Origin of the sequence: Thalassotalea sp. ND16A, from assembly GCF_000764205.1 — a bacterium.
Lineage (GTDB): Bacteria > Pseudomonadota > Gammaproteobacteria > Enterobacterales > Alteromonadaceae > Thalassotalea_A.
On record NZ_JQDZ01000103.1, the window covers coordinates 81,892 to 108,374 of the forward strand.

Annotated in this window: 25 protein-coding genes; 12 read left to right on the plus strand and 13 right to left on the minus strand. The window is 41.7% G+C overall.

Going from position 1 to position 26,483, the window contains the following annotated elements; genetic code table 11:
• Positions 1 to 67: 67 nt before the first annotated feature.
• Both ND16A_RS04795 and pip read left to right on the plus strand, forming a co-directional pair.
• On the plus strand, positions 68 to 1,444 hold the full coding sequence (locus tag ND16A_RS04795; RefSeq protein ID WP_200880850.1) for an MATE family efflux transporter: 1,377 nt from the start codon (positions 68 to 70) through the stop codon (positions 1,442 to 1,444).
• Between the two features lie 44 nt (positions 1,445 to 1,488).
• Positions 1,489 to 2,436, plus strand: coding sequence for a prolyl aminopeptidase (gene pip / locus ND16A_RS04790; protein WP_033078533.1), 948 nt, complete (start codon positions 1,489 to 1,491; stop codon positions 2,434 to 2,436).
• 21 nt (positions 2,437 to 2,457) lie between these two features.
• Here pip and ND16A_RS04785 read toward each other — a convergent pair whose 3' ends face one another.
• Positions 2,458 to 3,201: a dienelactone hydrolase family protein gene (locus ND16A_RS04785; RefSeq protein ID WP_033078534.1), complete on the minus strand. Its 744-nt coding sequence runs from the start codon at positions 3,199 to 3,201 to the stop codon at positions 2,458 to 2,460.
• A 339-nt stretch (positions 3,202 to 3,540) separates the two neighbouring features.
• Between ND16A_RS04785 and ND16A_RS04780 the strand changes: the two genes are divergently transcribed.
• The 5 genes from ND16A_RS04780 to ND16A_RS04760 all read left to right on the plus strand — a co-directional run bounded on the left by ND16A_RS04780 (position 3,541) and on the right by ND16A_RS04760 (position 10,994).
• On the plus strand, positions 3,541 to 4,797 hold the full coding sequence (locus tag ND16A_RS04780) for an efflux RND transporter periplasmic adaptor subunit (RefSeq protein ID WP_033078535.1): 1,257 nt from the start codon (positions 3,541 to 3,543) through the stop codon (positions 4,795 to 4,797).
• 9 nt (positions 4,798 to 4,806) lie between these two features.
• Positions 4,807 to 5,541, plus strand: a complete 735-nt coding sequence (locus ND16A_RS04775) for an ABC transporter ATP-binding protein (protein ID WP_033078536.1) — start codon at positions 4,807 to 4,809, stop codon at positions 5,539 to 5,541.
• Positions 5,542 to 5,585: 44 nt separating this feature from the next.
• Positions 5,586 to 8,075 carry an FtsX-like permease family protein gene (locus tag ND16A_RS04770; RefSeq protein ID WP_033078537.1) on the plus strand — a complete coding sequence of 830 codons (2,490 nt, stop codon included), beginning with the start codon at positions 5,586 to 5,588 and terminating at the stop codon, positions 8,073 to 8,075.
• 113 nt (positions 8,076 to 8,188) lie between these two features.
• Positions 8,189 to 9,571, plus strand: coding sequence for a sigma-54-dependent transcriptional regulator (locus ND16A_RS04765; protein WP_033078538.1), 1,383 nt, complete (start codon positions 8,189 to 8,191; stop codon positions 9,569 to 9,571).
• 4 nt (positions 9,572 to 9,575) lie between these two features.
• Positions 9,576 to 10,994: a sensor histidine kinase gene (locus tag ND16A_RS04760; protein WP_033078539.1), complete on the plus strand. Its 1,419-nt coding sequence runs from the start codon at positions 9,576 to 9,578 to the stop codon at positions 10,992 to 10,994.
• 28 nt (positions 10,995 to 11,022) lie between these two features.
• Here the strand turns inward: ND16A_RS04760 and ND16A_RS04755 are convergent, their stop codons facing one another.
• Both ND16A_RS04755 and ND16A_RS04750 read right to left on the minus strand, forming a co-directional pair.
• A complete protein-coding gene (locus ND16A_RS04755) occupies positions 11,023 to 11,949 on the minus strand; it encodes a bestrophin family protein (RefSeq protein WP_033078540.1) in 927 nt (308 codons plus the stop codon).
• Positions 11,950 to 12,071: 122 nt separating this feature from the next.
• Entirely contained in the window at positions 12,072 to 14,237 is a 2,166-nt protein-coding gene (locus ND16A_RS04750; RefSeq protein WP_052073229.1) for a winged helix-turn-helix domain-containing protein, read from the minus strand.
• 271 nt (positions 14,238 to 14,508) lie between these two features.
• On the opposite strand from ND16A_RS04750, the gene ND16A_RS0119540 reads away from it, so the two are divergent.
• Positions 14,509 to 15,312: a type 1 glutamine amidotransferase domain-containing protein gene (locus ND16A_RS0119540; protein ID WP_052073230.1), complete on the plus strand. Its 804-nt coding sequence runs from the start codon at positions 14,509 to 14,511 to the stop codon at positions 15,310 to 15,312.
• A gap of 111 nt (positions 15,313 to 15,423) precedes the next feature.
• On the opposite strand, the gene ND16A_RS04745 is transcribed toward ND16A_RS0119540, so the two are convergent.
• Together ND16A_RS04745 and ND16A_RS20380 are read right to left on the minus strand one after the other, a co-directional pair.
• Entirely contained in the window at positions 15,424 to 16,326 is a 903-nt protein-coding gene (locus ND16A_RS04745) for a GntR family transcriptional regulator (protein WP_052073231.1), read from the minus strand.
• A 175-nt stretch (positions 16,327 to 16,501) separates the two neighbouring features.
• Positions 16,502 to 17,026, minus strand: coding sequence for a hypothetical protein (locus tag ND16A_RS20380; protein WP_152593904.1), 525 nt, complete (start codon positions 17,024 to 17,026; stop codon positions 16,502 to 16,504).
• A gap of 1,048 nt (positions 17,027 to 18,074) precedes the next feature.
• Here ND16A_RS20380 and ND16A_RS04740 point away from each other — a divergent pair.
• Positions 18,075 to 19,418 carry a nucleobase:cation symporter-2 family protein gene (locus ND16A_RS04740; protein WP_033078543.1) on the plus strand — a complete coding sequence of 448 codons (1,344 nt, stop codon included), beginning with the start codon at positions 18,075 to 18,077 and terminating at the stop codon, positions 19,416 to 19,418.
• Positions 19,419 to 19,493: 75 nt separating this feature from the next.
• Here ND16A_RS04740 and ND16A_RS04735 read toward each other — a convergent pair whose 3' ends face one another.
• From ND16A_RS04735 to ND16A_RS04710, 6 genes are all read right to left on the minus strand, one after another.
• On the minus strand, positions 19,494 to 19,748 hold the full coding sequence (locus ND16A_RS04735; protein ID WP_033078544.1) for a cytochrome C oxidase subunit IV family protein: 255 nt from the start codon (positions 19,746 to 19,748) through the stop codon (positions 19,494 to 19,496).
• A 10-nt stretch (positions 19,749 to 19,758) separates the two neighbouring features.
• The gene (locus tag ND16A_RS04730) at positions 19,759 to 20,376 is read right to left on the minus strand and encodes a cytochrome c oxidase subunit 3 family protein (protein ID WP_033078545.1); all 618 of its coding nucleotides are present in this window, start codon (positions 20,374 to 20,376) and stop codon (positions 19,759 to 19,761) included.
• A 98-nt stretch (positions 20,377 to 20,474) separates the two neighbouring features.
• Positions 20,475 to 21,674, minus strand: coding sequence for an NnrS family protein (locus ND16A_RS04725; RefSeq protein WP_033078546.1), 1,200 nt, complete (start codon positions 21,672 to 21,674; stop codon positions 20,475 to 20,477).
• A 28-nt stretch (positions 21,675 to 21,702) separates the two neighbouring features.
• Positions 21,703 to 22,146 carry an RrF2 family transcriptional regulator gene (locus ND16A_RS04720; protein WP_033078547.1) on the minus strand — a complete coding sequence of 148 codons (444 nt, stop codon included), beginning with the start codon at positions 22,144 to 22,146 and terminating at the stop codon, positions 21,703 to 21,705.
• Positions 22,147 to 22,291: 145 nt separating this feature from the next.
• Positions 22,292 to 22,516: a DUF962 domain-containing protein gene (locus ND16A_RS04715; protein WP_033078548.1), complete on the minus strand. Its 225-nt coding sequence runs from the start codon at positions 22,514 to 22,516 to the stop codon at positions 22,292 to 22,294.
• A gap of 99 nt (positions 22,517 to 22,615) precedes the next feature.
• Positions 22,616 to 23,254, minus strand: a complete 639-nt coding sequence (locus tag ND16A_RS04710) for an N-acetyltransferase (protein WP_033078549.1) — start codon at positions 23,252 to 23,254, stop codon at positions 22,616 to 22,618.
• Between the two features lie 312 nt (positions 23,255 to 23,566).
• Here ND16A_RS04710 and ND16A_RS04705 point away from each other — a divergent pair, with 312 nt between their 5' ends.
• Positions 23,567 to 23,797, plus strand: a complete 231-nt coding sequence (locus ND16A_RS04705; RefSeq protein ID WP_033078550.1) for a DUF2789 family protein — start codon at positions 23,567 to 23,569, stop codon at positions 23,795 to 23,797.
• 87 nt (positions 23,798 to 23,884) lie between these two features.
• Here the strand turns inward: ND16A_RS04705 and ND16A_RS04700 are convergent, their stop codons facing one another.
• Positions 23,885 to 24,256: a DUF3192 domain-containing protein gene (locus tag ND16A_RS04700; protein ID WP_033078551.1), complete on the minus strand. Its 372-nt coding sequence runs from the start codon at positions 24,254 to 24,256 to the stop codon at positions 23,885 to 23,887.
• A 207-nt stretch (positions 24,257 to 24,463) separates the two neighbouring features.
• Here ND16A_RS04700 and ND16A_RS04695 point away from each other — a divergent pair, with 207 nt between their 5' ends.
• On the plus strand, positions 24,464 to 24,769 hold the full coding sequence (locus ND16A_RS04695; protein WP_033078552.1) for a hypothetical protein: 306 nt from the start codon (positions 24,464 to 24,466) through the stop codon (positions 24,767 to 24,769).
• 24 nt (positions 24,770 to 24,793) lie between these two features.
• Here ND16A_RS04695 and syd read toward each other — a convergent pair whose 3' ends face one another.
• A complete protein-coding gene (gene syd / locus ND16A_RS04690) occupies positions 24,794 to 25,348 on the minus strand; it encodes a SecY-interacting protein (RefSeq protein ID WP_033078553.1) in 555 nt (184 codons plus the stop codon).
• 79 nt (positions 25,349 to 25,427) lie between these two features.
• Here syd and queF point away from each other — a divergent pair, with 79 nt between their 5' ends.
• Complete coding sequence (gene queF, locus ND16A_RS04685) at positions 25,428 to 26,288, plus strand: NADPH-dependent 7-cyano-7-deazaguanine reductase QueF (RefSeq protein ID WP_033078554.1); 861 nt, start codon at positions 25,428 to 25,430, stop codon at positions 26,286 to 26,288.
• The last annotated feature ends 195 nt before the right edge of the window (positions 26,289 to 26,483 follow it).

Consider the following 26,483-nt stretch of genomic DNA (forward strand, 5'->3'; position numbering starts at 1 on the left):
GAAAGCACTTCATTTGTTGTATGCTACGCCATTCAAACTTAACCACTGAATAACTGATTTAACATTAATGAAAGATCTGACGCAAGGCTCAATTCCCAGGCATTTAATTAGCATGGCCATCCCTATGATGGTAGGTATGTTTGTGCAAACACTGTATTTTTTAGTCGATCTGTATTTCGTTGGCAAACTCGGTGGTACGGCATTAGCCGGGTTAAGTCTGGCGGGAAATGCGATGTTTCTAATTTTTGCCTTAACCCAGATATTAAACGTTGGCACCGCAACCTTAATTTCTCACGCCGTCGGCAGAAAAGATCAAGATGATGCGAATTTAACCTTTAATCAGTCAATGATGATCTCCACCATTGTTGGCGTAATAGTCTGTGTCATTGGCTATTTAAACGCCGAGCGTTACCTAAGTGTCGTATCACAAGACTCCGCTACCATTGCCGCGGGCTTAGAATACCTGCAGTGGTTTATTCCCTGTATGGCGTTACAATTTTTGATGGTTGCGATCAGTGCGGCCCTGCGCGGCACCGGTATCGTCAAACCAACGATGATAATTTCGACTGTGTCTATCATTATCAACATCATATTGTCCCCGATATTAATTTCCGGTTGGGGCACAGGGTACGCGATGGGTATCGCTGGTGCAGGATTTGCCAGCTCAATATCGGTAGTCTTCGCCGTTATCCTTCTTTGCTATTACTTTATCAAAGCCGAAAAATATATCAGTGTAGATTTTTCACTGTGGCGGCCAAACAGCCAATGTTTGAAAAAGATCCTCGGCATCGGTTTTCCCGCTGGTGGTGAGTTCTTTTTAATGTTTGCCTATATGGCTACCATCTATTGGCTTATTCAACACTTTGGCGCCAACGCGCAAGCTGGCTTTGGTTTAGGTTCCCGGGTTATGCAGTCACTATTTTTACCGGCAATGGCCTTAGCCTTTGCCGCGCCGGCGATAGCCGGACAAAACTTTGGCGCGCAAAAATATGACCGAGTCAGAGAAACATTTAAATGGTCGGCCATATTAACCTGCTCTCTGATGGCAATATTAACCCTGGTGTGTTTAAGCCAATCACAATGGCTTATTCAAGGTTTCTCAACGGATGCCGAAGTTCTGCTGATCAGCAGCGTATTTTTACAAATCATCTGCTGGAACTTTGTTCCTTCGGGTTTGGTGTTTACTTGCTCGGGCTTATTCCAGTCACTGGGTAATACCTGGCCGGCGTTAATCAGCACAGCAACCCGGGTGTTAGTTTTTGTTGTGCCAGCGCTTTGGTTATCGAGAAGCGATGATTTTCAAATTGAACAAATTTGGTACTTATCGGTAACTACCGTGTGTATACAAGCCGTTGTGAGCTTTTATTTGTTAAGACGAGAGTTTAAGAAACGCTTGCCGAAAATAGACAATGCTGATATCGAAAAAGTAGAAGCCGTCGCTTAGATGATGCGGTTTATTTGTAATAATATTATCCCTAGAGCAAACTTATGAATGAATTTTACCCAGAAATATCTCCTTTTAACGACTTCTTACTAGCCGTGGATGAGCAGCACAAAATTTACGTTGAACAATGTGGCAACCCCGATGGCCAACCTATTCTCTTTATTCATGGCGGCCCAGGAGCCGGTTGTAGTACCAACGACAGACGTTTTTTTGATCCCGAAAAATATCGAATTATTTTATTTGATCAACGCGGCTGTGGCCGTTCTCACCCGCATGGCTGTTTAGATAACAATGATACTTCGCACCTGGTGAGCGACATTGAACAAATCAGACAACATTTGAACATCGAACAATGGCATGTTTTTGGCGGTTCCTGGGGCTCTACCCTGGCATTAGTTTATGCCCAGACACATGCTAATAGTGTTATCAGCCTAGTGTTACGAGGTATATTTTTGGCCCGTGACATTGATACTAACTGGACATTTTCGGGTGGTGGTGCAACCCGTATTTTTCCCGATTACTGGCAAGAATATTTATCCGCTCTACCTGCAGGAGAGTCGCAACCAGGTGTACATACGGCCTATAACCTGATGACGGGTGATGATAAAGCTCTGGCAATGAAAGTGGCAAAAGCCTGGAGCATCTGGGAGATTCGCTGCTGCACCTTAATTCCAGATCAAGCATTTGTTGATGCCGCCACCGGAGATAAATCGGCATGGACATTGGCCCGACATGAGGCACACTTCATGGTGAATGATTGCTTTTTAAAGCCCAATGAAATTTTAGCCAATTGCGACAAAATTGAAAACATTCCAACCGTGATCGTTCATGGCCGCTATGACATAGTTTGCCCGTTTGATAATGCCTGGTTACTGCATCAGCAATTACCCAATTCCACCCTCATTGCCAGCGAAGCTTCTGGACATGCTTCTATAGAGCCTAACACTAAGCATCATTTAATAGCCGCAACACAACAAATGCTCGAAATATAAACTAAATAACAGTTAACCATGTTACTTCGTTAACTGACTATCCAGCCAGTTAACGATGCTGCTGGCTAAGTGAGCATCTTTATCGAGTAAAGGGTAGCCATGGTCCCCGCCTTTATAGCCAATAAACTTACTGTTCGCATTGGTGGTTGTGGCAAATAATTTCTTCGCACTTTGGTATGTGCGGGTATCTTCTTCAGCGGCAATAATCAGTGTTGGCTTATTCGCCAGCGCGGTTTTATAGCGATCGATATTTTCATCACTTTGCCCGGATGAAAAAAAGCTAATGGCATTTATCGGGTTATTTTCCGCCAGGGTGATCGCCTGTGAGCCACCACAACTTGCACCGATAACACCTATAACGCCATTTGCGGCCATGTTACTTTTCAAATAATCGTAGGCCAGTTGTACATCATCTGGCCATTGGGCCGACATCGCTTGCCATGCTTCTCTTCGCTGTTCTCTGGGTAATGCCTGAACTTTTTTTACATCAAACTGTGCATTTACACTCTCACCAAAACCACGAAAATCTAAACTTAAAGCATGTATACCCTGCTCAGCCAGTTGCTGACCAATGTCGTTGTACATGGTTCGGTTGTAATTGCATTGGTGCAACATCAACACCGCACGGTTACTATTTTGTACACTCTGATAATAATCGGCTTTTAACTCAACATCTTTATCTGCCGCCAGGGTTAGCTCAGTGGCATGCGCACTCAGTGAAATGGTGAGTAGCATGGCCGATATTGATTTAAATAGTCTTTCCATAAATTGCTCCCTAAATTGTTCTTTTAAATGATTTATACCAATCAAAACTAACGTATTGCTGGTTTGCTGAGAAGAACTAATCGATGAATGGTATAAAAATCAAGCTAAAGCAATTGTTTACACGGATTGATAACACTTATATTTATCCAAACAACCCGTAATTTTCTTGGGATTATCTCGATATCGAGATTTGCCTTACTCTGTCCTATCTCGATATCGAGATTATTTTTCTATGCCAAATCATATAAATACTTAACCACTTGATATTAAATGAATATTTTCAATTGGCATGGACATTGCTGCATTAGATTTACAAATGTTTAATGGTAAAATTTATTTATGGATATAGTCAGAGAAAAAAAGAACACTAAATGGAGCAAAAAAACACTGGGTATTCTTACCCTGATCATGATGCTCTGCTTGGTACTGACTTTTATATCGAAGCAAAGCAATGGCGCTTTCCTTGTTGCTAAAGATTCTTTACTTATTGGCGCGGTACAACGCGGTGAACTCAACATCTCGGTACGTGGTACCGGGGTGTTAGCGCCTAAAGATATCCGCTGGGTGGCAACGAATGTTGAGGGCCGAGTTGAGCGTATTTTTACCAAAGCTGGCGCCCAGGTCAAAACAGGCGATTTGTTATTAGAATTAACCAATCCTTTGTTAGTGCAGCAATTAGAAGAAACCAAATGGCAGTTGGAAGAAATGATTGCCGAAACCCAGGCGCAAGAAGTCGCTCTGGAGTCACAGTTATTAGATCAAGAAGCTGCAGTCATTAATGAAAGGCTAAACCATGAAAGAGCATCATTAACCTTTAATGCACAAAAAAAGCTGCTAGATCAAGGCGTTGTCGCAGTATCAAAAATTGATCATGCGGAAGTTGAAATTGAAGTCGCCCAGTTTGAACAAAGGTGGCAATTGGAAATTAAACGATTGGCCAAAAAGCAGGAAACCCTGGTGGCACAACGTCAAGCCTATCAAGCCAAAGTCCACAGAATGCGCCGAATTTTGCAACGCTTTCAGGAACAGGTAGATGGCCTAAAGGTGCGGGCGACTATGGATAGTATAGTCCAGGTGATGCCAATGGAGTTAGGTCAGCAAGTTAGCCCGGGCACAAATTTGGCGCGACTGGCACGAAACGGCGAATTTTTTGCCGAGTTACGCATACCGGAAAAGCAAATTAAGGATGTTGTGCTTGGCCAAACTGTCATCGTGGATACCCGTACCAGTAAAATACAAGGCGTGGTAACGCGTATTGATCCTGCCGTAACCAACGGCTCAGTACAAGTTGATGTTGATTTAATCGGCAATACACCAAAGGAAGCACGGCCAGATTTGACCGTGGATGGGGTCATAGAAATCGCCCGCATTAGTGATACTTTATTTGTCAAACGACCGATGTTTGCTAACGGTTTTAGCGAAGCCACGGTGTATTTGTTAGATAAAGATGGCGAAGTAGCCAACAAGAAAATCGTCAAGTTTGGGCAAACGTCGACAAAATATATTCAAATACAAGCCGGACTTAATGCCGGTGAAAACATTATTGTGTCAGATATATCCGCTTGGGAACAACACTCAATAATAAGACTAAATTAGGAGAAAGTTATGAACAACAATATAGTGGCTGATCAGCAACCACTGGTCGAACTTGGTGATATTAAAAAGGTGTTTTTCACTGATGACGTGGAAACACATGCTCTGAATAATATTAATTTGACCATAAATAAGGGAGAGTATCTGTCAATTACCGGACCATCAGGTTGTGGCAAGTCTACCCTATTGTCATTGCTAGGCCTGCTTGATACTGCAAACAGCGGTAGCTACCAATTAGCAGGACATGATGTCTCAAGTTTAAATCGCGATGATAGGTCAAAAATTCGTAATAAAGAAATAGGTTTTATCTTTCAGTCATTTAATTTAATTAGCGATTTGAGTGTCGCGGAAAATGTTGAGCTGCCGTTAACTTATCGAACCGACCTTACGGCTCAACAACGCGGAGCAATGGTAGGTGATTCATTAGAAAAAGTTGATATGTTACACCGAGCCAATCATTTTCCGTCACAACTTTCCGGTGGCCAGCAACAACGCGTTGCCGTTGCTCGCGCCATATCGGGTAAACCCTCGATTATTCTGGCCGATGAACCAACCGGAAATTTAGATTCAAAAAATGCTCAAATTGTCATGGCCTTACTCGATGAGCTCCACCGTGAAGGCGCAACGATTTGCATGGTAACTCATGACCCTCGCTCGGCTGCTCGCGCACAGCGCATGATTGAGGTTTTTGACGGCAAAATCGTCGCCGATCAAAGTACTGAAATAACAGCGGCGATAGCCGTATGATATCTGTTAGTGCAAACAATTAGATTTGATAAGAGGATTTTTTGGTGTCTATTTCTCTAGATATAAAATATGCCGCAAGGCTGCTACATAAAAAACCGGTTTTTACCGTACTAACCGTGCTGATTGTCGCAATCGGCTTAGGGTTAACGTTATATACCTATTCGTTGCTGAGTAGCTTAGTGTTTAAGCCTTTAGTGCTTAACAACGATAAACCGGTTATTTCGATAGAAGGTGAGTTTAATGAAAGCCACTTATACCGTATTGGGGTCGATCCCTTTGATTTACTGCGGGTAAGAAACGAAATGGACGATTTACAAGATTTTGGCATTTACATTGAAGGCACGGCTTTAATTGGCAAGCCAGATAATAATACCGGGACTCGAAAGTTCAACGCCGCGTTTATTGAGTGGAATGTATTTGAATTTGCCGGTGTACAGCCCATATTAGGTCGAGGCTTTACCCCTGAAGACCATTTTGAGGGGGCAGAGCCGGTTATGGTCTTAAGCCATCAAGTATGGCAAGACTATTTCTTGGCAAAAGAAGATGTCGTTGGCTCTGTGATAATGGCGGATGCGATTGCCACTCGAATTATTGGCGTAATGCCAGAGGGTTTTGCCTTTCCGGCCACGGCACAAACCTGGCATCCTATTGAGCAAAACTATCTGACGCCAACCGTTCGCACTCGTGAGCGTTTTTATGCTTACGCGCATTTAAAAGACAATGCCGATTTTTCCACTTTTGAGCACAAGTTGTCGGTATTAAATAAAAGTATTGTTGAAAGTCTGCCTGAAAATATGTTGTGGCGACGTTCGGTCGATGGCGGGTATTTAGTAACCCTACCGTTTAAGAAGGCCAGCATACCCCAGTTTTATTCTATTTTTATCACTATGTTTGTCGTTGTTTTTCTTATTCTTTTGCTCGCTTGTATCAATGTGGGAAATTTATTGCTCGCTCGAGTAAACGAACGCTTTAAAGAGATTGCCATTCGAGTCGCCTTAGGTGTGCCACGTAAACGTTTAATATTACAAATGTTATGGGAAAGTATTTTCATTTGCACTGTTGGTGGTTTTATCGCCATTTTACTGGCCGGATGGGGACTGGAGCTGAGTAACTCGGTATTTGAACAGATGTATGCGGTGAATCAGCAAAAACCTTTCTGGTGGCATGTAACATTAGATAGCGATGCAATTCTGGTGCTTATTATTGCGGTGATCATGATGATAGCCATTACCGGTTTGATCCCGGCGTGGCGCGCATTATCCGGCGATTTCAATGCGGTATTAAGAGATGGTACCCGTGGTGCACAAGGGAAAAAAGCGGCAAACGCCAGTAAGGCATTGGTGATCAGTGAGATTTTCCTTTCTTGTGTGGTGTTGGTTATTGCGACCATATTATTAGCCTCCAGTTATTCCGCCGGTCGGGCCGATTATGGGGTGGAAACTCAAAACAGGATCACCGCCACTATAGAGCTTCCTAGCGAAAATTATAAAATTAGATATGGCACCGAACACCAAGACAGCGATACCTTAAATCGCACCGCAGTTTACTACAAGTTAAAAACTGAATTGGAGCAGATGCCAAACATTGAAGCTGTTAGCTTTATGAGCAGTTTACCCGGCACCGGTGAAGGGGCCAGTTATTTTGAAATAGAAGGCAGAGCGGCGTTAGTGTATAACGAAAATCCCGCGAGTAATAGTGAGGTGGTTGCTCGAGATTCCTGGCGTGCAATTGGCATGAAAGTGATCCAGGGCCGAGATTTTGACCATAGAGATATTAGCGCAACAGAGGCAACGATCATTATTAATGAGTCGATAGCGAAAGAATTTTTTCCTGACGGTGACGCGGTTGGTCATAGAGTTCGACGTATTGGTGAAAACAGACAGGGCGACTGGCTAACCATAATCGGTGTGGTTTCTGATACATTCCATGGCTCAGCAATGAAAACCTCGAGTGAAACCTACACTTCATATTATCTGTTGGATACCATAGGTCGTAGCCGAATTGATATCGCCATACACTATGTAGGCCAGCAAGCGTTGGCACAAAAATCGCTGCAACAAGCAATTAATAACGTTGATGATAATGTGACGTCCTATCACCTGCAAAGTTATGACGATTTAATTGCCCAACCGATGATCTTGGTGTCGGCGATCAGTAAAGTATTCTTATTGTGTGGCGTGATAGCGGTATTTTTGGCTGCCAGCGGAATTTATGCGGTTGCTGCCAATGGCATAACGCAACGTACACAAGAAATAGGTGTGCGTAGAGCATTAGGCGCCAGCGATAACAATATCATGCGGTTATTTTTAACCCAGGCGGTCAGTCAATTACTCATTGGCCTTTCTATTGGCGTGGCAATATCACTTTGGGTGGTGAACAGTATGACCGATACTTTGGTGATCAATGACGCGAGTTATGTTATTGGCTTGTTCGGCATTCCGCTGTTAATTATTATTATGGTGTTGTTTGCGACTTATGTACCGACCCGGAAAGTGGTATTGATGGAGCCGAGTTTCGCCCTGCACCACGATTAACCTAGAACTTTAACTGAATATTCTTTAATATTATCTAGTATCAACGTTGCGTTACTTAGTTACTGAAGTTAAGTAAGTAACGCACCGTTATCTAGTGGAGTTTGCTTACCTTAATGAACAAAATAAAACCCTCTGTGCTTATTGCCGATGATGATACCCGGGTTATTACCGCGTTAAAGTTATTATTAAAGGCGGAAAATTATCTGGTAACTGCGGTCACTTCGCCAGCGGCATTACTGCAAGAGTTAAAGCTAAATGATTTTTCCGTTATTTTAATGGATTTAAATTATCAAAAAGATACCACCTCAGGCCGGGAGGGGCTGCAACTTATCCGCGAAATACGGACGCTTGACGAATCTTTGCCTATTGTGGTGATGACAGGCTATGGCAGTGTCGATATCGCCGTCGAGGCGATGAAACTAGGAGCGTCTGACTTTGTCCAAAAACCTTGGGGCAACGATAGATTATTAACCATTTTACAAGCCCAAATTCATATTCAACAAATTGAAAAGAAAGGATTTAAACTCGCGCAAGAAAATGCCTTATTAAAAGCCCAAGCGACAACGCCGAGCACAAATATTATTGCTCAATCGTTAGTGATGCAGCAGTTGTTGGCTCAACTGGAAAAACTGGCTCACAGCGACATGAATATATTATTTACCGGTGAAAATGGCACCGGCAAAAGCATGTTCGCCGACTATTTGCACCATTGCTCGATGCGTACCAGTAACAGCTTCATTTCGGTGAACATGGGTGCGATCAGTGAAAGTTTGTTTGAAAGTGAAATGTTTGGTCACGTAAAAGGGGCATTCACCGATGCCAAAGAAAACCGTATCGGACGTTTTGAACTGGCTGAAGGCGGGACGATATTTTTGGATGAAATAGCCAACATTCCGCTTTCTCAACAAGCCAAGTTATTAAGAGTATTAGAAGAACGTCGCTTTGAAAAAGTAGGCAGTTCTAAAACTCAACAAATTGATGTTCGCCTGGTGTCAGCAACCAATGCCGCATTAGAGCAGTTAATTAGCCAGGGCAAGTTTCGTCAAGACCTGCTGTATCGGTTAAATACCATTGAAATCAACATTCCAGCATTAAGGGAACGGGTTGACGATATTATGCCGCTGGCGCAGCACTTTTTATCATTGTACGCCAAGAAATACCGCCTGCCTGAACAAACGCTTTCAGAGGAGGCGGTGTTTGCTTTAAACAATTATGCCTGGCCGGGAAATATTCGCGAACTGAGTCATATGATGGAGCGCGCTATTTTTCTCAGCCAAGATCAGCGGATAAATCTTAGCGATCTTGGTTGGCAACAACCGAGTAATAACGATAAAACTGCGAATTTTGACATCAGTAACGCCAGCCTGGATGCCATTGAAAAGCATATTATAATTGAGCGTTTATCACGTTTTCAGCATGACTGTCATAAAACCGCAGATTCACTGGGCTTGAGTAGAAGCTCTTATTATCGACGTTTAGAGAAGCACAACCTTTAATACCATGATGAAAAATAATAAAGCTAACCGGGACATAAGTTTTGAAAACAAATTGTTGCGGCTGGCGTTGTTTACCGGTTTATTGCCAACGGTATTTTTATTTTATGCCTTATATGCCCATGAATTATCACTGTATTTAAAAATCATGTTGCTGTTTTTTGTGTTAGTCAGCGTGTTTTATTGTGCATTTACTATTCGTCAAAAAGTCATTTTTCAGTTGAGAACATCAGCCAACCTAATCACCGCCATGCAAGCTGGTGATCATTCTCTGCGTGCCCATCAGGAGGCTGCAACAGGCGCTTTAAATGAATATAATCAGGTATTTAATCAGCTCTCAAGCGCCCTGGCTGAACAACAATTAATCAGCAAAGAAAAACAGGTACTACTATACAAGGTGATTGCCCAAATCGATGTCGCCATTATTGCCGTCGATAATAAAGGCAGTATCAGCTTAATGAATCCAAGCGCGGAAAAGCTGTTTAGCTGTCGATTTGAGCAAATGCAAGGCTGGCCGATTAACACCTTAGGACTGCAAGATATTTTATCTGGTGAACATCGAAAAGTAATTGAATTTGAAATCAAAGAACATAAGAAAAAAGTCTTTATTCATACCGATGAGTATTTTGAAAAGGGTATTAAACAACAACTTATTTTTATTACCGATATACAAAACCTGTTGCGTGAGGAAGAACGACAAGCATGGCAAAAGTTATTACGCGTATTAAGTCATGAAATCAACAATTCTCTGGCACCAATAGCTTCTATTAGTGAAACCCTAACTCGCTTACTGGCAAACGATAGCGCTTTGGCTGATAGCACTTTGGCAGACCGCACTTTGACAGGCCGCACTTTGACAGACCGCACTTTGACAGAGAGTAATGCTGAATTGGTTGCCGACTTGCAAGAAGGCTTGTTGGTTATCACTGAACGTGCCAATTCGCTGAATATTTTTCTGCAGCGCTATCAACAACTCAGTCGATTACCGGTACCCGATAAAAGCCTATTTGCGCTGCAACCTTTGCTGAGCTCCATGGCGTTGCTGTTCGAGCAAGACAATATTCAGTTTAATGGTGAGCCGTTTGATATTTATGCGGACGAAAGTCAACTGCAACAAGTATTGGTTAATTTAATTAAAAATGCTCAGCAAGCGATGGTAGATGTTCCCGACGGGATCATTGCGGTTTCATGGCAACACAAAGCTGACGCCATCGAAATCAAAATAACCGATGAAGGCAGCGGCATTAATAATGTGGATAACTTGTTTGTGCCCTTTTATACCACCAAAACCGATGGCAGCGGCATTGGCCTGGTGCTAAGTCGACAAATCATTAGCAACCACGGCGGCGATTTAACCATTAGCAATCGAGTAGACAAAATTGGCGCTATTGCGACCATATATTTACCTTTCAGTCATTCACAATGACGGCTGTTCAGCTGGTGAGGTTAACACATTATTCCAGTCGCCCCTTTTGCGGTTGGATTGCTTGCGGCAACTCGGTCTCGCCCAGAACTTCTAACAAGTTGATCTCAGTGGTACGGGTCATCGCACTCAAAGCTAAGTCGTTGGTTGATAAGCCAAATGGTTCTTCTAACTCTTCACTCAAAGCATCGAGGCCAAAAAAGGTGTAGGCAACGATGGCGCAAAATAACGGAGTGACCAGGCCCTGAGAAGCGACGATGCCAAAGGGTAAGATAAAACAGTAAAGGTATGCCGTGCGCTGCACCAGTAACATATATGCAAACGGCAATGGCGTGTTCTGAATGCGCTCGCATGCTGCCTGAACCGAGCCCATTGAGGTAATGTGATCGTCGAGGCTCTGCAGTAAAAAATCTGACAGCAGCTTTTTGTGTCGGCAGGTTCCCAGCTTTCGCCCCATCAGGCGCAATAAACAATCTGCCAGATTCTGAGATTGACGCAGCGGTTCAATGTCTTCTGCTTCGACATATTTTCCTATATCGTCCCAGGGATCTGATTTTCTCAACTGATGCCTTAGTGCATGATTAAAGGCAATGGTCAGATATACCATGCGTCTTTGAACTTCAGCGCCCCCCTCCGCCTTACCGTCAATGTAAGAGGTTACCTGACGAGATAAGCTGCGGGAGTCTACAATTAGCTGTCCCCATTGCTTACGAGCTTCCCACCAACGGTCATAACAGGCATTGTTTCTAAAGCCAAGAAATAGCGATAATGCAAGCCCCAATAAAGCCAAAGGCGCCAGGGTAAAATCGGGAAATATCGAAGGGTAATAATATTGAGCAGCGGCAACTGCCACGCCAAGCAAGGTGACAAAAATTATCTGCGGCAGAATAAGCGGCACCACGGAGCCACGAATAACAAAAAACAGCTGTAATGCATTGGGTTTATCACGAACAATCATAAGTATCTCCTACTTGAATATAGCAACTGTACCGACAAACAAGGTATAAAGGCAACCGTCTACTGACCATTCAGTTCGTTATTAGCGATGTATCACCCCGCCGCAAAAATTCATCGAATGAGCTAATTGTAGTCGCTAGTTGTTCGCATAATATCCGAAGCAGACTGAGTTAACTGAGTGAAGATCACGCCGTTATTATTGCTGTCAAAATCACTGTTTACCGGGCTTTGTGTCCATCCATCTACGGCTTTTGATTGAAAAGAATATTCTCGTAAGCCCGGGGCTTTTTCATTTGATAAACACACTAAGCCTTTATCGGTGAGCTTTAAATTTAGCTTCCTGTCGATAAAGCTTGGCTGGCAAGATAAGGCAATTGGTTGCGGCTCAGTATTTAAGGATGAAAATTGCAGCACTTGGCCACTGTCATTGGCAATAAAATAGTAATTTTGATCTATCGCCGAGTACAGTCCGCCTTGGTAACCTGATGGCAGAGATGCCAGTTTATTATTGCTAATGTTATAACGCATCAGCTGCCAATCATTATTTTTGATGGTGGAAAAAATCAGATTATCTTCATCTTGCCAACTCGCGCCGGCAATGGCGATATTATCCAGCGGCAGCAGCCTGATGTTTGCTGAACTCAATTCAGCGATAAAGATTTGATTATCGGCTAAAATCATTAACTGGCTGTCATTGGCTGAAAACGCGAGTTGATAGAGCTTTACCGGATCATTAAAAAAGGTCAGCTGTGAGCTGTTATTGCTCGATAAATTTGATAAATAAACTTCCGCCGTGGTTGAACGCTTTGACACGAAGGCGTATTGCGAAGAATTATTTGCCAATGCGGGTAAATAATCCATCACCGTTGAGTTGTCTAACACGATTTGTTGTGGTTGCGATTGAGGTTCCAAGTTAGCTGATATTAGCTCACGATAATGAATATCTCGATTCAATAAGTAAGAGACAAACGCATAATCTTCGCCATTATTAATTCGTGAAACCTGCTTAATCCGTGAAGTATTACTCGCCAGCACCGCAAGCTTTTGCCCGGCAAGACTGCTTTGCCATATCTCAAAGGCAGGATGGGGTGAGGGGTGAATGATGCTGTTGTTATCATGGTGCCAAATGACTGAGCGCATCAGATAAGGCAATTGTATCGTTTGCGTTAAGGTGCTGCTGGCAATGTCTAACGTGTAAATGCGAGTTTGCGGGGCAAATTCGCTATTGAGCAGCACTAAGCTTTCGCCATTAGGGGATATGTCAAAACTGTAATTGCCCCTGCCACGGGTGATCGGCTGGTTAATGATATCTTTTTCATTATTAGACAAATTCACTCGAAAAACTTGATAACCGTGAGTCTTAGACTGGCGATCATTAAAATAAAGGTACTTACCGTCAGGTGAAAAGACAAAATACGGATTACTATTGCGACTGCATTCGCTGATCGGCTGCCAATTGTCACTATTGGCTAACTTACCAGTCTCGCCCCAATAAATCATACAAACGTTATTATGTTGATACAAAAATGCCAGTTTGTCTGTGGTCGGGGACCAAATTGGTCTACTGATATTGGCCTGTGCATGGCTGATCGATTGGTGAGAGTGATTGCTTAAATTTTCAATGTTGATATGCCGCTTTTTACTCAACGATTCTTTCGTGTAAGCAACCATAGCCGCATTGGGAGAAACGGCAGGATAAAGTTCAATCCCCACTTGCCGAGTCAACGGTTTGAAGGCTTTGGTTTGTACTACTGTGGTAGAGTCAAATTTCAATGCATAGAAAATGATCGAGAGCGTTAACACCATAAAGATAATCAAGAGATGTGTCTTATGCTTATTAGTTACGCTTGGCGCTGGTGTATTTTTCTCGAGATTAGTCGACTGAGTTACCCGTTCTTGGGGTTTATTACTGATATTATTGCTGATGTTGTTGGCTTGTGGCAATGACTCATTATTGAAAGTGTTTAACATTTCATCAGTGGCGCTAAACTCGGCAACCATACGATAGCCCTTGCGCGGTACGGTAATAATAAACTGTGGGTTTTTCGGCTCATCTGCTAATACTTTTCTGACTTTCACCAGGGTGCGGCTAATAGCATTTTCGGTCACTATGGTCCCGGTCCAGACGCATTCCATTAATTCATCTTTGCTGATCAATCGTTGACTATTTTGACAAAAAAACACTAATAGCTCATACACTTTAGGTGCTAAATCAATGGTTTCTTCACCGCGATAGAGCTGTTGATTATGAGTATCGATACAAATGTCGTTGAACTGCAAATAGCGCAAAGTATGTTCCAGGCTTGTTATTAATATTGTTGATCAGCTTGCTAACTATAGTACTGCACTTTAATTTAGTTATTAAGCTATATATATGCCAAATAACGGATTCATTTGTAACAAAATCAACGCCCTACTTGGCTGCAACGATGCCAGTCACAACTTGGTCACAACTTAATCCTAACTACAGCTTAATAATCACCTCACTTTCATTACTTTTTTGCCGTGTTTATTTACTCTGCTCTAAGCAACACCTAAACAATAAATTATGGAGTAACTGATGAAGGCATTTTTACACACCGCTATTGGTAAAGATTATCGACAATTTCAACACTATATTTGGCCGCTACTACTGTATTTTTTTAGCACTTTTACTTTTGCCAACAGTGCCTTAAGCAATAATGTACAAGCGCAAACCCAAGTACTAGCAAAGCAGGGAAAAATATTAATCATCATTTCCAGCGATCAACACGGGTTTTGGCTACCTGAAGTATTAGAGCCATATCGGTTGTTAGCCGATGCCGGCTATGCCATAGATATTGCCAGCCCACTCGGTGGTGACGGTTATGCCAGAGGTGTATCCAGGTTATCAAAAGAGCAGCAGAACTGGTTTAACAATGCAGATTTAAAGCAGCAATTGCAACAAACAAAACCCTTATCAGCAGTGGTCGCAACAGCATATTTAGCCGTATATTTTGCCGGGGGTTCCGGGCCTATGTTTGATTTAGTAAACAATAAGCAAGCGATGGCAATTACCCGAGATATTTATGAAGCAGGCGGTATCGTATCGGCCGATTGCCATGGGCCGGCAGCATTAATCAATGTCACGCTTGCCAATGGTCAACGGTTAATCGCTGGTAAAAAGCTTACCGCAAAAGCCAATATTGAAGAAGGCAGCTGGGCAAGAAACAACTATCCGTTCTTACTCGAAGATAAAATTGCTGATGTAGGCGGTTTATATAGCGCTAAAGGCAAGAATCAGGTTCATGTTGTGGTTGACAGACGATTAATCACTGGACAAAACCCTGCCTCGGCATTACCTATGGCAAAACGTTTACTTGCGCAACTGGCAAAGCGAAACTAGGTGTCTGATTCGAGTCGACAGCATAAGTAAAAAGTCCCCAGTAAGTGGATGTCCAACTATTGGGGTTCACTTCAGATTACTGAGGTATTTTTTAATGGTTGGTTTAACGAATTACTTCAGTCCGTGCACCGACCGCAACAGGGTTTCCTTCGCCGTATTTAAGTGCGTTTCCATAGCGGCAATCACACCAGAAGTATTGTGTGCCAGCAACTGCGTGATTATCTCTATATGTTCTTCTAGGGCAACAACATTACGCTCTAACTCATCACCTTTGTCCCATTGATAATGGTAGTGACAAATTAAAGATACCACATCAAAAAATTGCATAAAAAAACGATTTTCAGAAGCTCGTTGAATGATGAAATGAAACTCTCGGTCTAACTCACTAAGCTCGGTATAACGGTTCTCCACATCGGCAAGAACCTCATTATGCTTGTCCAGTAATAGTGACAACTCTTGCCAAACCTCATCACGTTGAGCAGTCGACAGCAATTTGGTAATTGAGCTCATTTCCAGAATGCGACGGAACTCAATCAGTTCTAGCGCAAATTTTTCATCAAATTCAACCATTTGCCATTTTGCTCTGGGACTCTTATCGATCAGACCAAATCGCGAGAACTTGATCAAAAACTCTCTTACGGTAATGGTGTTGCAACCTGATGACTTGGCCAGTTCGAGCTCAGAGAATTTGTCTCCAGGTAAAAGTTTACCGTGATGAATTAGGTTGAGGAAGTACTTTTCGATGATTTCTTCTTTCGACGAGACACTATTGCTGGTATCAAAATAATCACTTGCTTGTGGCGCTCTAACTACCTGTTTTTGCGAACCTTCAATGGTAATAATACCTTTCTTTTCCAATTCAGCTAATGCAGTTCGAATCGTAGTTCGGCTAACATTGAGTTTTTTTGCCAGGGTATTATCTTTCAAATAAACGGTACTATCATCAGAAAAGTCGACCAACGACGCTAATATACCATTTACTGTTTCCTGAATAAGATGACTATGAACACTCACGCTGACTTACCTTTTTAGTATCAATTTTAATTTATCGGAAATCAGCATACCTTAAGGTGCTGTTTATTTATAGTAACAAAGAATAAATTTTGATTTCACTAAAAAATCTGTTTTTTTCACATAAAGACAGGTCACCAAAAACAGGCGAAACAGATAGGTTTGTGTTACTTAAAAGTTAACCTAAAAAGATTTCATGATTGCCAGCAACCTTCAGCTCAGGGTGTTTCACCACTACTTTTTTTAATTCTCTAACTTGCCGAGAGCCCAGTTCCACCAGTAATACATATTTGCCGGATTCAATTTCTTCTTTGATCAATTCAGGATTGACATTGCTGCGGGTGTTAATGATCAAACTGCTATCCGGTTTCATGATAAAAACAAAAAATAATACGATGGTAGAAACTGCGCACCAAACCATTAAAAATAACGTAAAAGCCAATAAATAACTCAATATTGCAATACCTACAATGACTGATAACGCAATCAATAAGCCGTATTCGCCACGTAACAAAGAGCTAAAAATTTCATCTTTTACCGGCATAAAGGTCTCTAGGTGATGAGTACCCTGATCTTTTGAAATAAGGTGAATTTGAGGTTTGGTGAAGCCGTGGTTTTCAAGCTCAGCCGTGACTAGCTTCAATTCATCGATGTCATCACAAATGTAGAAGTGTCTTTGCATAAATTCCATCTCTAATTGCAAACAAATTCCCTAGTTAAAAATTATGGTGCATATCTAGGAAAGATCAAATATATCGAGAAGTGCTGTTAGAATTTCGCGAGGTTAAAACCTCGCCAACGGGGAATACGATAAAGTATTTGGTACGGCCGGATATAATGCGAGGATAAAACCCCGCCAACAAAAAAAATAGGACACTATATAGTGTCCTATTCATCATTTGCTTAAGCTTCCTGCCTGAATTAGAGCTCTATTTAGTCCGTTAATCACTGCCCCCAGCGATAATAAGTCCATCTATCCTTCTACTTCCTGCGTTCTTCCCTAAATGCCTCATCCTGATGGCATTAAGCTATATGATAAAAATCCAATTTTAAACAATAGACAAATCCGTTGCGTATAGCGAGCTTCCCTTTAATTATCGCCGTCACTGGCAATAAACTAAAATGTTGCTTCCTTGCCGGTTCATCCTGAACCCAATGTCTCCTGACAAGACAAATATTAACAAAATATTCACTTTTACCAAGTCGGTTTTCAGCAAAAAAATACAGCAAACTTATGCTATTTTAAAGTGATCGCTGTACAGGCCTTTAGTTATAGGGCCTGCTGCTTTTATGTAAGCGATAGAAACAACGAATATCAGGTTTTTCTCACACCTTTGTAAGACATATCTCACAAAGTTTATAGCAAAACAGCCTATCATTAAAAATTTGTGAAAATCGTCATTCGAAACGAGATTGTCTTTCACCAAAATATTCTTGAGATTTAACTTAATCTCAAAATCAATCTCCTGTATGCCTGGCTATTTATACTCCGTTAATAGTGAAGTTACCAGTTTCATTACCACGTTCAGGGTCGTGCTGAAGCATAATTACCCTAATGTTCTCTACTATCTTGCTGTATCAAACGTGTTTAATTATTTCATAATGTGAAATCGTAGAAAGCTATATTCCAACACCAGTTAATTGACACAAGAGTCAAGTTTATGCAAGTATCGAGTGAACGATTTATTAACAAAATTGTAACAACATTATTTTGACACGCCGCTAAAACAGATAAAAAATAGGAATGTATTTTGGAAATTTTATATAAAGTTGAAGATAAGCCCCCGGTAGGTACATCGATATTGCTCGCCGCTCAGCATTTACTTGCCGCTCTGGGCGCAATAATAACTGTGCCATTAGTCGTGGGTGGCGTTTTGGGTCTGCCGGTAGAAGATATTGTTGTATTAGTTAACGCGGCGATGCTTGTTTCGGGTGTGGTGACTATGATCCAGTGTAAAGGGGTTGGTCCCGTTGGCATTCGACTGCCTTGTGTTATGGGGACCAGCTTTACCTTTGTCGGCGTTTCCATCGCTATTGGCTTTGAACACGGAGTTGCGGGAATTTTAGGCTCTGCTTTAGTGGCATCCCTGGTGATGATTATTGGTAGCTTTTTTATGCCGATGATTCGGAAGTTTTTTCCACCGATAGTTACCGGCACGGTTGTTACTTTGATTGGTCTGTCCTTAATTCCTGTTGCAGTTGATTGGTTTGCCGGAGGTCAAGTAGGACAAGAGGGTTATGCATCACTGCCTAATTTAGCAATAGGTATGCTTGTGTTAGCAACGGTTATTGCACTCTCTATGTTCGGTAAAGGTATTTTATCGGCTGCTGCCGTTGTAATCGGTATGGCAGTGGGGTTTGTGGTCTGTGTAGCCTTAGGTTTGGTCGATTTTAAACCCGTACAAGATTCTCCATTACTTGCTTTGCCGAGCCCTTTTCATTTTGGTTTAAGTTTTCCAATTAGTGGCATTATCGGTATGTCTATTGCCTATTTAGTGACAATAGTCGAATCTACCGGTGATTTCTTAGCGCTATCGAATGTGACAAAAACTAAATTAACCGGAAAGAAATTATCTAGCGGCATATTATGTGATGGGTTAGGTTCAGCTTTAGCATCATTATTCTCTACGACGCCTTTCTCTTCTTTCTCACAAAATGTTGGTATTGTTGGCATGACTGGCGTAGCAAGTCGTTATGTGGTTGCCATTACTGGCGCAATGTTGGTTCTTGCCGGGTTATTTCCAATCATCGGAGCATTGGTGGTCGCGATTCCACTGCCTGTTCTTGGTGGTGCAGGCTTAGTTATGTTTGCCATGATAATCACCGCCGGGGTAAATATTTTATCTCACACTCAGCATACCAAAAGAAACGGTATTATTATCGCGGTAAGTATTGGCGCTGGCATGGCGGTAACGGTTCGTCCTGAACTATTAAGTCACTTACCCGAGTTTCTAAAAATCATTCTTGCCTCTGGCATTACTACCGGTTCGGTAATTGCGTTGTTTTTAAATGCGGTTCTTCCTGGTGCTGATACCATTGTAGAGACGAAAGAGCAAAGTTCTATTGAAGACGAGCCCACCAGCAACGCAGTGTAACCAAGATGTTAGCTTATCGATGAAACAAGGGTCTGATTTATCAGACCCTTTACAGTTTAGTTGCCAGTGACAACGTTAAAACATCGTACTCAAGATAATCAACGATGGAAAAAAGAAGAAATAGGTGCGCATCATCATGCGCAAATAGCGATTCGCTTCCTTTAATTCCATAAAGTGATCAATAACCACCAGGCCTTTATACATTACCGTTAACGCCACAAAGATAGTGATAAAAGCGGTCGAATCAAAACCCTCACCCAAGATGGTGTTACTGAACGTAATCGTGATTAATGCGGCAAAGTAATATTCAAGCTTTCCAAAACGTTTCATGCTCTTGTTCCTATCGTAAAACGTACAGTAATGGGAATATTAAAATCCACATTAAATCGATCATATGCCAATAAACGGCCAAGGCTTCAAGGCCTGAGTGCTCTTTGGCAGAATAAGCGCCACTGCGCAATCTGAAAATCACCCACAAAATGGCACAAGCGGCCCAACCTACGTGTAAAAAGTGGTTGAACGTCATGTAATAATAAACGGTAAAAAACTCATTGGTTTTGGTACTGAAGCCTTGCAAATCGTTCCAATAAAACTCATAGCTTTTAAAGGATAAATACATACAGGCACAGATAAAGGTATACCAAAGGTAGCGTTCACATTTTTTATAGTCGTCGCGGCGCACGTTGCTCATGGCTTTCGCCATAAAAAAACTACTGGCCAACAAAATAACGGTGTTACTAACCCCGATGGTCGTGTTTAAGCTCAGCGGTCCCGAAGCAAAGACCTCAGGGTAGTTAAATTTTGCAATAAAATAGGCGGTAAAAAAAATACCAAACTCGGTTAATTCTGACAGGATACCCACCCAAATAGGAATGTTGCCAGGTACCCGGCCCGCATTTTGTTGACTCCAACTGCGGGGAAATATCGCCAGGGTGTTGCTTGATTCGATAGAACTCATATTCAGCACTAAACCTTATGTGATACAACTTCGATTAAACATCGGCTCATTTTTAATCAACTTGGTATAAAAAAACAACGCAACAGCAAGCTAACTAATTAGCCGGCCTTGGGTTGCGTGAGTATTGGTAAATAAATAACCACGAAACTGCCATAAGCAATAGTCCACAACACAACAGCAGCGTTAATTACCTGACTATAATCGGCAACAACATAGTTGCCAAACACTCGGACAACGGCGGCCAAGATTATCGCCACAAAAGCAAAGGTCATGACTTTACTGGCCACTATCGCCCTGCCGCTATGGCCTAATGAGACACGTGATACCATGGATAAAATCATCGTCGCCATGGCGCCTACCGTCAATAAGTGAATGGCCTGTGATTGACTTACCCAGGTGGTTATCTCAGCCAGAGCGAATAAAAACAACCCCAGGGCGATGCACCAATAACTCAAATGTAATGACCAAACCAATGGGGTTTTTAACGTAACCCATATGCGCCAGCGCAGTGCTCTAGCAGCATGTGCTATTGCGGCAACAAAAAAGATAACCGCACTAAGCATTGCCGGTAATTCAATAATGTTGAAGCTACTGATTAACGCCAGCAGAGTGGAAATGATGACCAGCTTTTCCAACCAGGCAATGGCATTAACCCGCCGGGTTTGAGTGCCATTGGCGGTAAACATCGGAAACACTCTGCCGCCCATAAGGGTCATGATCAAAGTGATAAGCAGAACCATAGTGATACTGGCAGTACTCATAAATTGCATTGATTGCGAAATTATGGAGTAATGCATACTAATGTTTATTAACGTCATGATCAGCAATATCGGAATAAACATTAAGTTGCGCCAAAGTTTCACTTTGATAATAGGATAAGCAAGTGCCACGGCAGCGAGTGGCAAAAACATGATGTCGGCCACAGTAATTAACCATTGCGGCATAATATCAGGCAAGAGAAAGGCCACCCTGGCAAACAACCAGAGGGCAAATAAGGCAAACAAAGCACGGCCGTTTAAACTGCGCACGCCAGTCCAGTTTTGCACTGCGGTTAATAAAAAGCCGACGATAATTGCGCTGACAAAACCAAATAACATTTCATGCTTATGCCACCATAGCGCGCCACCATAGACATTGATTGCAACGCTACCATTTAACAGTGCGCTCCAAATTATCAAACTAATAATGCTAAAAAATGAAGCGCATAAAAAGAATGGGCGAAACGCGAGTTCGAAAAATGCCATCGGTTTGTCGGCTTTTTCAGCGTCTGAGTTGTTAGCATTTGCTATGTTTATCATGTTGATAGTCCTGTTAAAGGAGAGTTATTTAGGCAACATTGATTGCCAGTATGTCGCCTATTTCTGTTTTCTGGTCCGAGTCAATGAGATCGGCGAGAGTGTATCGGTCTAAGGTTTGATAAAAGCTTTGTTGAGCTTGGGCAAACACTTGTTTTAGCTGGCAACTGGCGGTAATTACACACTGATTGTTATCGCCAAAACATTCCACCAGCTTATTAGAATCTTCTAACTCGCGAACCAAAGTGCCAATGTTTATTTGCGCAGCTAAACGGTTAAGTTTAATGCCACCATTTTTACCACGAGTCGCTAATAAGTAGCCTTTGATATTGAGTTGCTGAACAATTTTCATCAGGTGGTTTTTCGAGATATTGTAACTTTTAGCGATGTCATTGATGGTCGCTAACTGCGACGAATTTATGGCTAAATAAATTAACACCCGCAACGAATAATCTGTGTATCGAGTAATATGCATTTACTGTATTCATCATTAACAACCAAAAGATGCATGTATTTTACATCTTTAAAGTGAAAATACAAATTTTTATCAAAACAGATAAAACAAAGTTAATTTAGATCAAGAAATTTAGTGGATAAGATGTGATTTGTAGTGCATCGGCTTAATGGTGCTTTTTGCCGGTTAAAAAATCGAACAGCATGACCCAGTCGCCAATAACAGCTAAGATCCACAATAACAGGTATTGTTGGCTATAAGTGGCGTACGCCAACATCATTAACACCAAAACACTGCCAAGATAATGCAATGCTCGACAAACAGCATTTCGATGTTGGCTTAAATAAAAAGGGTAAAATTGTTTAAAGCTTTGATATTGTTTATCGCTCATAACTTTACCTTGAATGAATGCTCAAGACTTTCAATTAAGTTTATCCGTTACTTTTGTCGGTTATTGGACACGCCTAATTATCACGGCTAATTCTCACGGCTAATTCTCACGATAGTGCACCATTAACGGCCCGGTTACATTACCAACGGAAATTTCGGTTAATACCTCATAGTCACATTCTTTGAAGAATTCTTTGTATTTGTCAGAGGTCACATAAATTGCCAAGCCTTCACTTTCAGGTTCATCGTCTAGCACGGTATTTACCGCAGCCAACAAGTAATGGCCAAAGCCATGGTGTTGATGTAAAGGATGAATGGCTATAAACGATAAGATATGAAAACGTTGCATCGGCACCGCAGCAATGATCTGTTCTTCTTTTAGGATCATTTGTTTGGTACTTACAAAGCCAGCACTTAACATCATTTTTAAGCGCCAGTGCCAAAACCTGTCGGAGCCAAAGCCCGATGCGGGCATGTGCAAACAAGCAACACCGACTAAGGCTTCGCCCAGGTAAATTCCTAGTATAGGCTGTTTAGCCTGCCAAAATGCGGCGAGCTCTTCACGAATAGAGGCTCTGAGTTTTTGTTCATAATCACCAGTGCCAGTATTAAATATATCGATAAATACCGGGTCATCATGATACGCCTGATAAATAAGTGAAGCCGCAAGCTTCAACTCTGGTGCAGTTAAATACGCTGCCCTGATGTCGACATCAGCAGCAATTTTTACATCATTCATAACTCGCCCTTTATAACTTTTATTGCAATTTTCAACTGTTCGCAGCACTACTATTTTAGTAATTTATTATTGTTATGATTGCAATTAGCCCGTTTTATTATTTTTTTAGGTACTGTTTTTAGGCACTGATTGCTACGCTGGAAAACCACAATAGCAATTAAATTGATTTTAAGTCAAACAATGTTGCTCATTTTTTATGCTGCTAGCGCAATTGCCTCAATTTACTGAGTTTGAGTAATTTAATTCCATAGCTAGGCAATTTTCAGATCACAACTATACTAAAATTAGATCAGACACATTAAGAGGTTTACCGTGGATTTATCAGCACACAATTTGGCCGGGTTATTTGCTCAACTTGGCCTGGATAATAATAAACACACCATTGAAATGTTTATCACAGAGCATAAAGGCTTATCAGACTGTACCAAATTGGCCGATGCCAGTTTTTGGAACCAATCGCAGGCTAATTTTTTAACCGAGGCAATTACTCAAGATTCAGATTGGAGTGAAGTAGTCGATGTATTGGACAGTATGTTGCGGTAGCAGTGTTGGCTGTTTAAAAAATTAATGCTGGTTCAGGGAGAAACCAGCATTAGATAAAATTATAAGTTTGACATTATAGCAAGTTGATTAAAGCTGTTTGTATGCGCTTTCGCCCCAGCTTACTAACTTGCTGTCTTTAAATACTAAAGGCGTACATTCGTCTTTGGTCGTCATGCCATCACCGTGTTTACGATTGGTGCGGTAATACAACACTTGAATGGTTTCACCGCCTTTTTCATAACTTTCGTTAAAATCTGGCACTCCAAAATGATCTTGCGCGTCGTTAAAAGACATACCAGTTACCAGACGCGCCATTTTTTTACGGTTTTCATATTCTCTGTCTTCATGATCGCTAACATAGCGGTCAAAATCACCATCGCCATCAGCAACCACAATACAGCCAGTTAACCCTAAAGTTAATGGTGCGATAAGCATTAAAGCAGCTAAAGATTTTTTCATTATTTTTTCTCTCTTATGAATGTTCAAAATATTGATTGAATGAGTATTATTCGTTAAGTTTGTAACCTGCCATTAACAAAGCAATCGGCGGGCCAATTTTGTAACTAGCTGTATTTATTAGGTTTTATTATTTTCTCATGTTTTTACTGATGACATGATTAGTTATTTTCGCTATTATTTATGCAATTTAACAACTATTGACTAAAAATGAATCAGAATCACGAAATTTACCAAATAGCCGCCGCACTGGCAGCAGAGCACAAAACCCCATCGGTTGCGTTAATAAAGGCAAGGTTGAGCCAGTCTCTGCCATTGGCGCAAATTATTAAAGGCTTACAAATCTGGCAAAGCAATCCCGCTATCGCCGATACCAGCACCGCACCGGACATCAAACCAAAGACGGATAAAACCACAGGTGATGTACTAACGAAAGCCGAAGTTGAGCAATTAATTTCTCAGGCTATCGCACCATTAGTTGCAGAAATTCACTTATTGAAAGCCCGTTTAAAGTAGTCTTGTAAGCAACTTACAGTAAATTTAAAACTCAAGGCTTTCGATAAATTCGATCAAATTGTTGGCAATAAACTTACTTGGCTCACAGCCCACCGGTTCAACCCAGACTTCACCGCTGTCATTCTTGACAACCAAATTGATGTCTTCTTCATCGGTTACCGCAAAAAATATCGTCTCTTTTTGCTTGAGTTTTTGTTTCATCAGCAAATGGCCGATAATGTTTTGTTGCAACCGCTCATAATCGGCTTTGTTCCAGGCAAACAGCAATTCTAAATTGCCCTCGCTGCACGTTGCCGGAATGGCTTCCGAATAGATGTGACTGAAATATTGATGCACGTCTGGGTGAATTGTTAATGACAATGCTTGCTCAACGTTTTTAAAATCAAAGGTCTCATCCATTTTCACCGGCTGCCAACTGATAAAGCCATCGCCATCAATAGCACCGGTTTCGCATGGCGACGGCCAGTCATCATCATGTTCAACGCTAGGTAATTTTCCCGTTTGCTGTAGCTGTTGGGCAATAAATTTGTCACTAAACTGGCGAATTATTTCGCCAAGACTTTGTTCTTTATTCTTCATCGGGTAAAATACGCCTATATTTTTTTAAGTATGCTAATTAGTATACCAATCGTTTAAATCAAAGTAAGCAAAACCTTATATGACACATTACCAAAATGCCGATGAATTAAAATCTTTATTGTTAGGGAAACGCACTGACTACACCAGTGAATACGCCCCACAATTGTTGCAAGGCGTGCCGCGCTCGTTAAATAGAGATGATTTGCAACTTGCTGATAATTTGCCATTTTTTGGCGAAGATGTGTGGTATGGCTATGAATTATCCTGGTTAGAGCCTAATGGCAAACCCGTTGTCGCCGTTGCCGAATTTAGAGTGCCCTGCACCAGCACCAATTTAATCGAGTCAAAATCATTTAAATTGTATTTAAACAGTTATAATCAAACTCGCTTTGCCAGTTGGCAAGAGGTTCAGGCTAGCTTGATAAAAGATCTCAGTAACACTGCTGAGGCCGCAGTAAAGGTTAGCCTTTATCCGGTGGATGACTGCCCTGCACTTGCTATTGCTAACTCAGCAGCGGTCAAAATCGATGATCTAGAGCTCAACGTTGATAATTATCAATTTAACCGTGATATTTTAAGCGCTGCAATCGCCAAAGATTCCAAAGATAGCAAAGACATCGTGAGTGAACACTTGGTGAGTCATTTATTGAAGTCGAACTGTTTAATCACCAACCAGCCTGACTGGGGCAGTGTTTATATTAGCTACACGGGCAAGCAAATCGATCATAAAACGCTGTTGGCTTACATCATTTCGTTTCGCATGCACAATGAATTTCACGAACAGTGTGTTGAACGTATATTTACCGACATCATCGAATTTTGCCAACCCCAAACGCTTACCGTCTTCGCCCGTTATACCCGCCGTGGCGGCTTAGATATCAATCCGTTTAGGAGCAGTGAAAATATATCGGCGCCACAGAGTAGAACGATAAGGCAGTAGAACGAGAGACAAAGAGCCATTGTTTCTATGCACGTTGTGAATTTAGGAGGTCCCGTTCAAAAGCATAACGGGATGCCTGTTATTAGCTTTTGTCAAATTTCTAAGCTGGAAAAGCTATGTTTGGATCATATTTTTTGTGATTCACCATTATCTGGTACGCTATCCTCAATATCTTTTTCGCAAGAATGCAAAGTG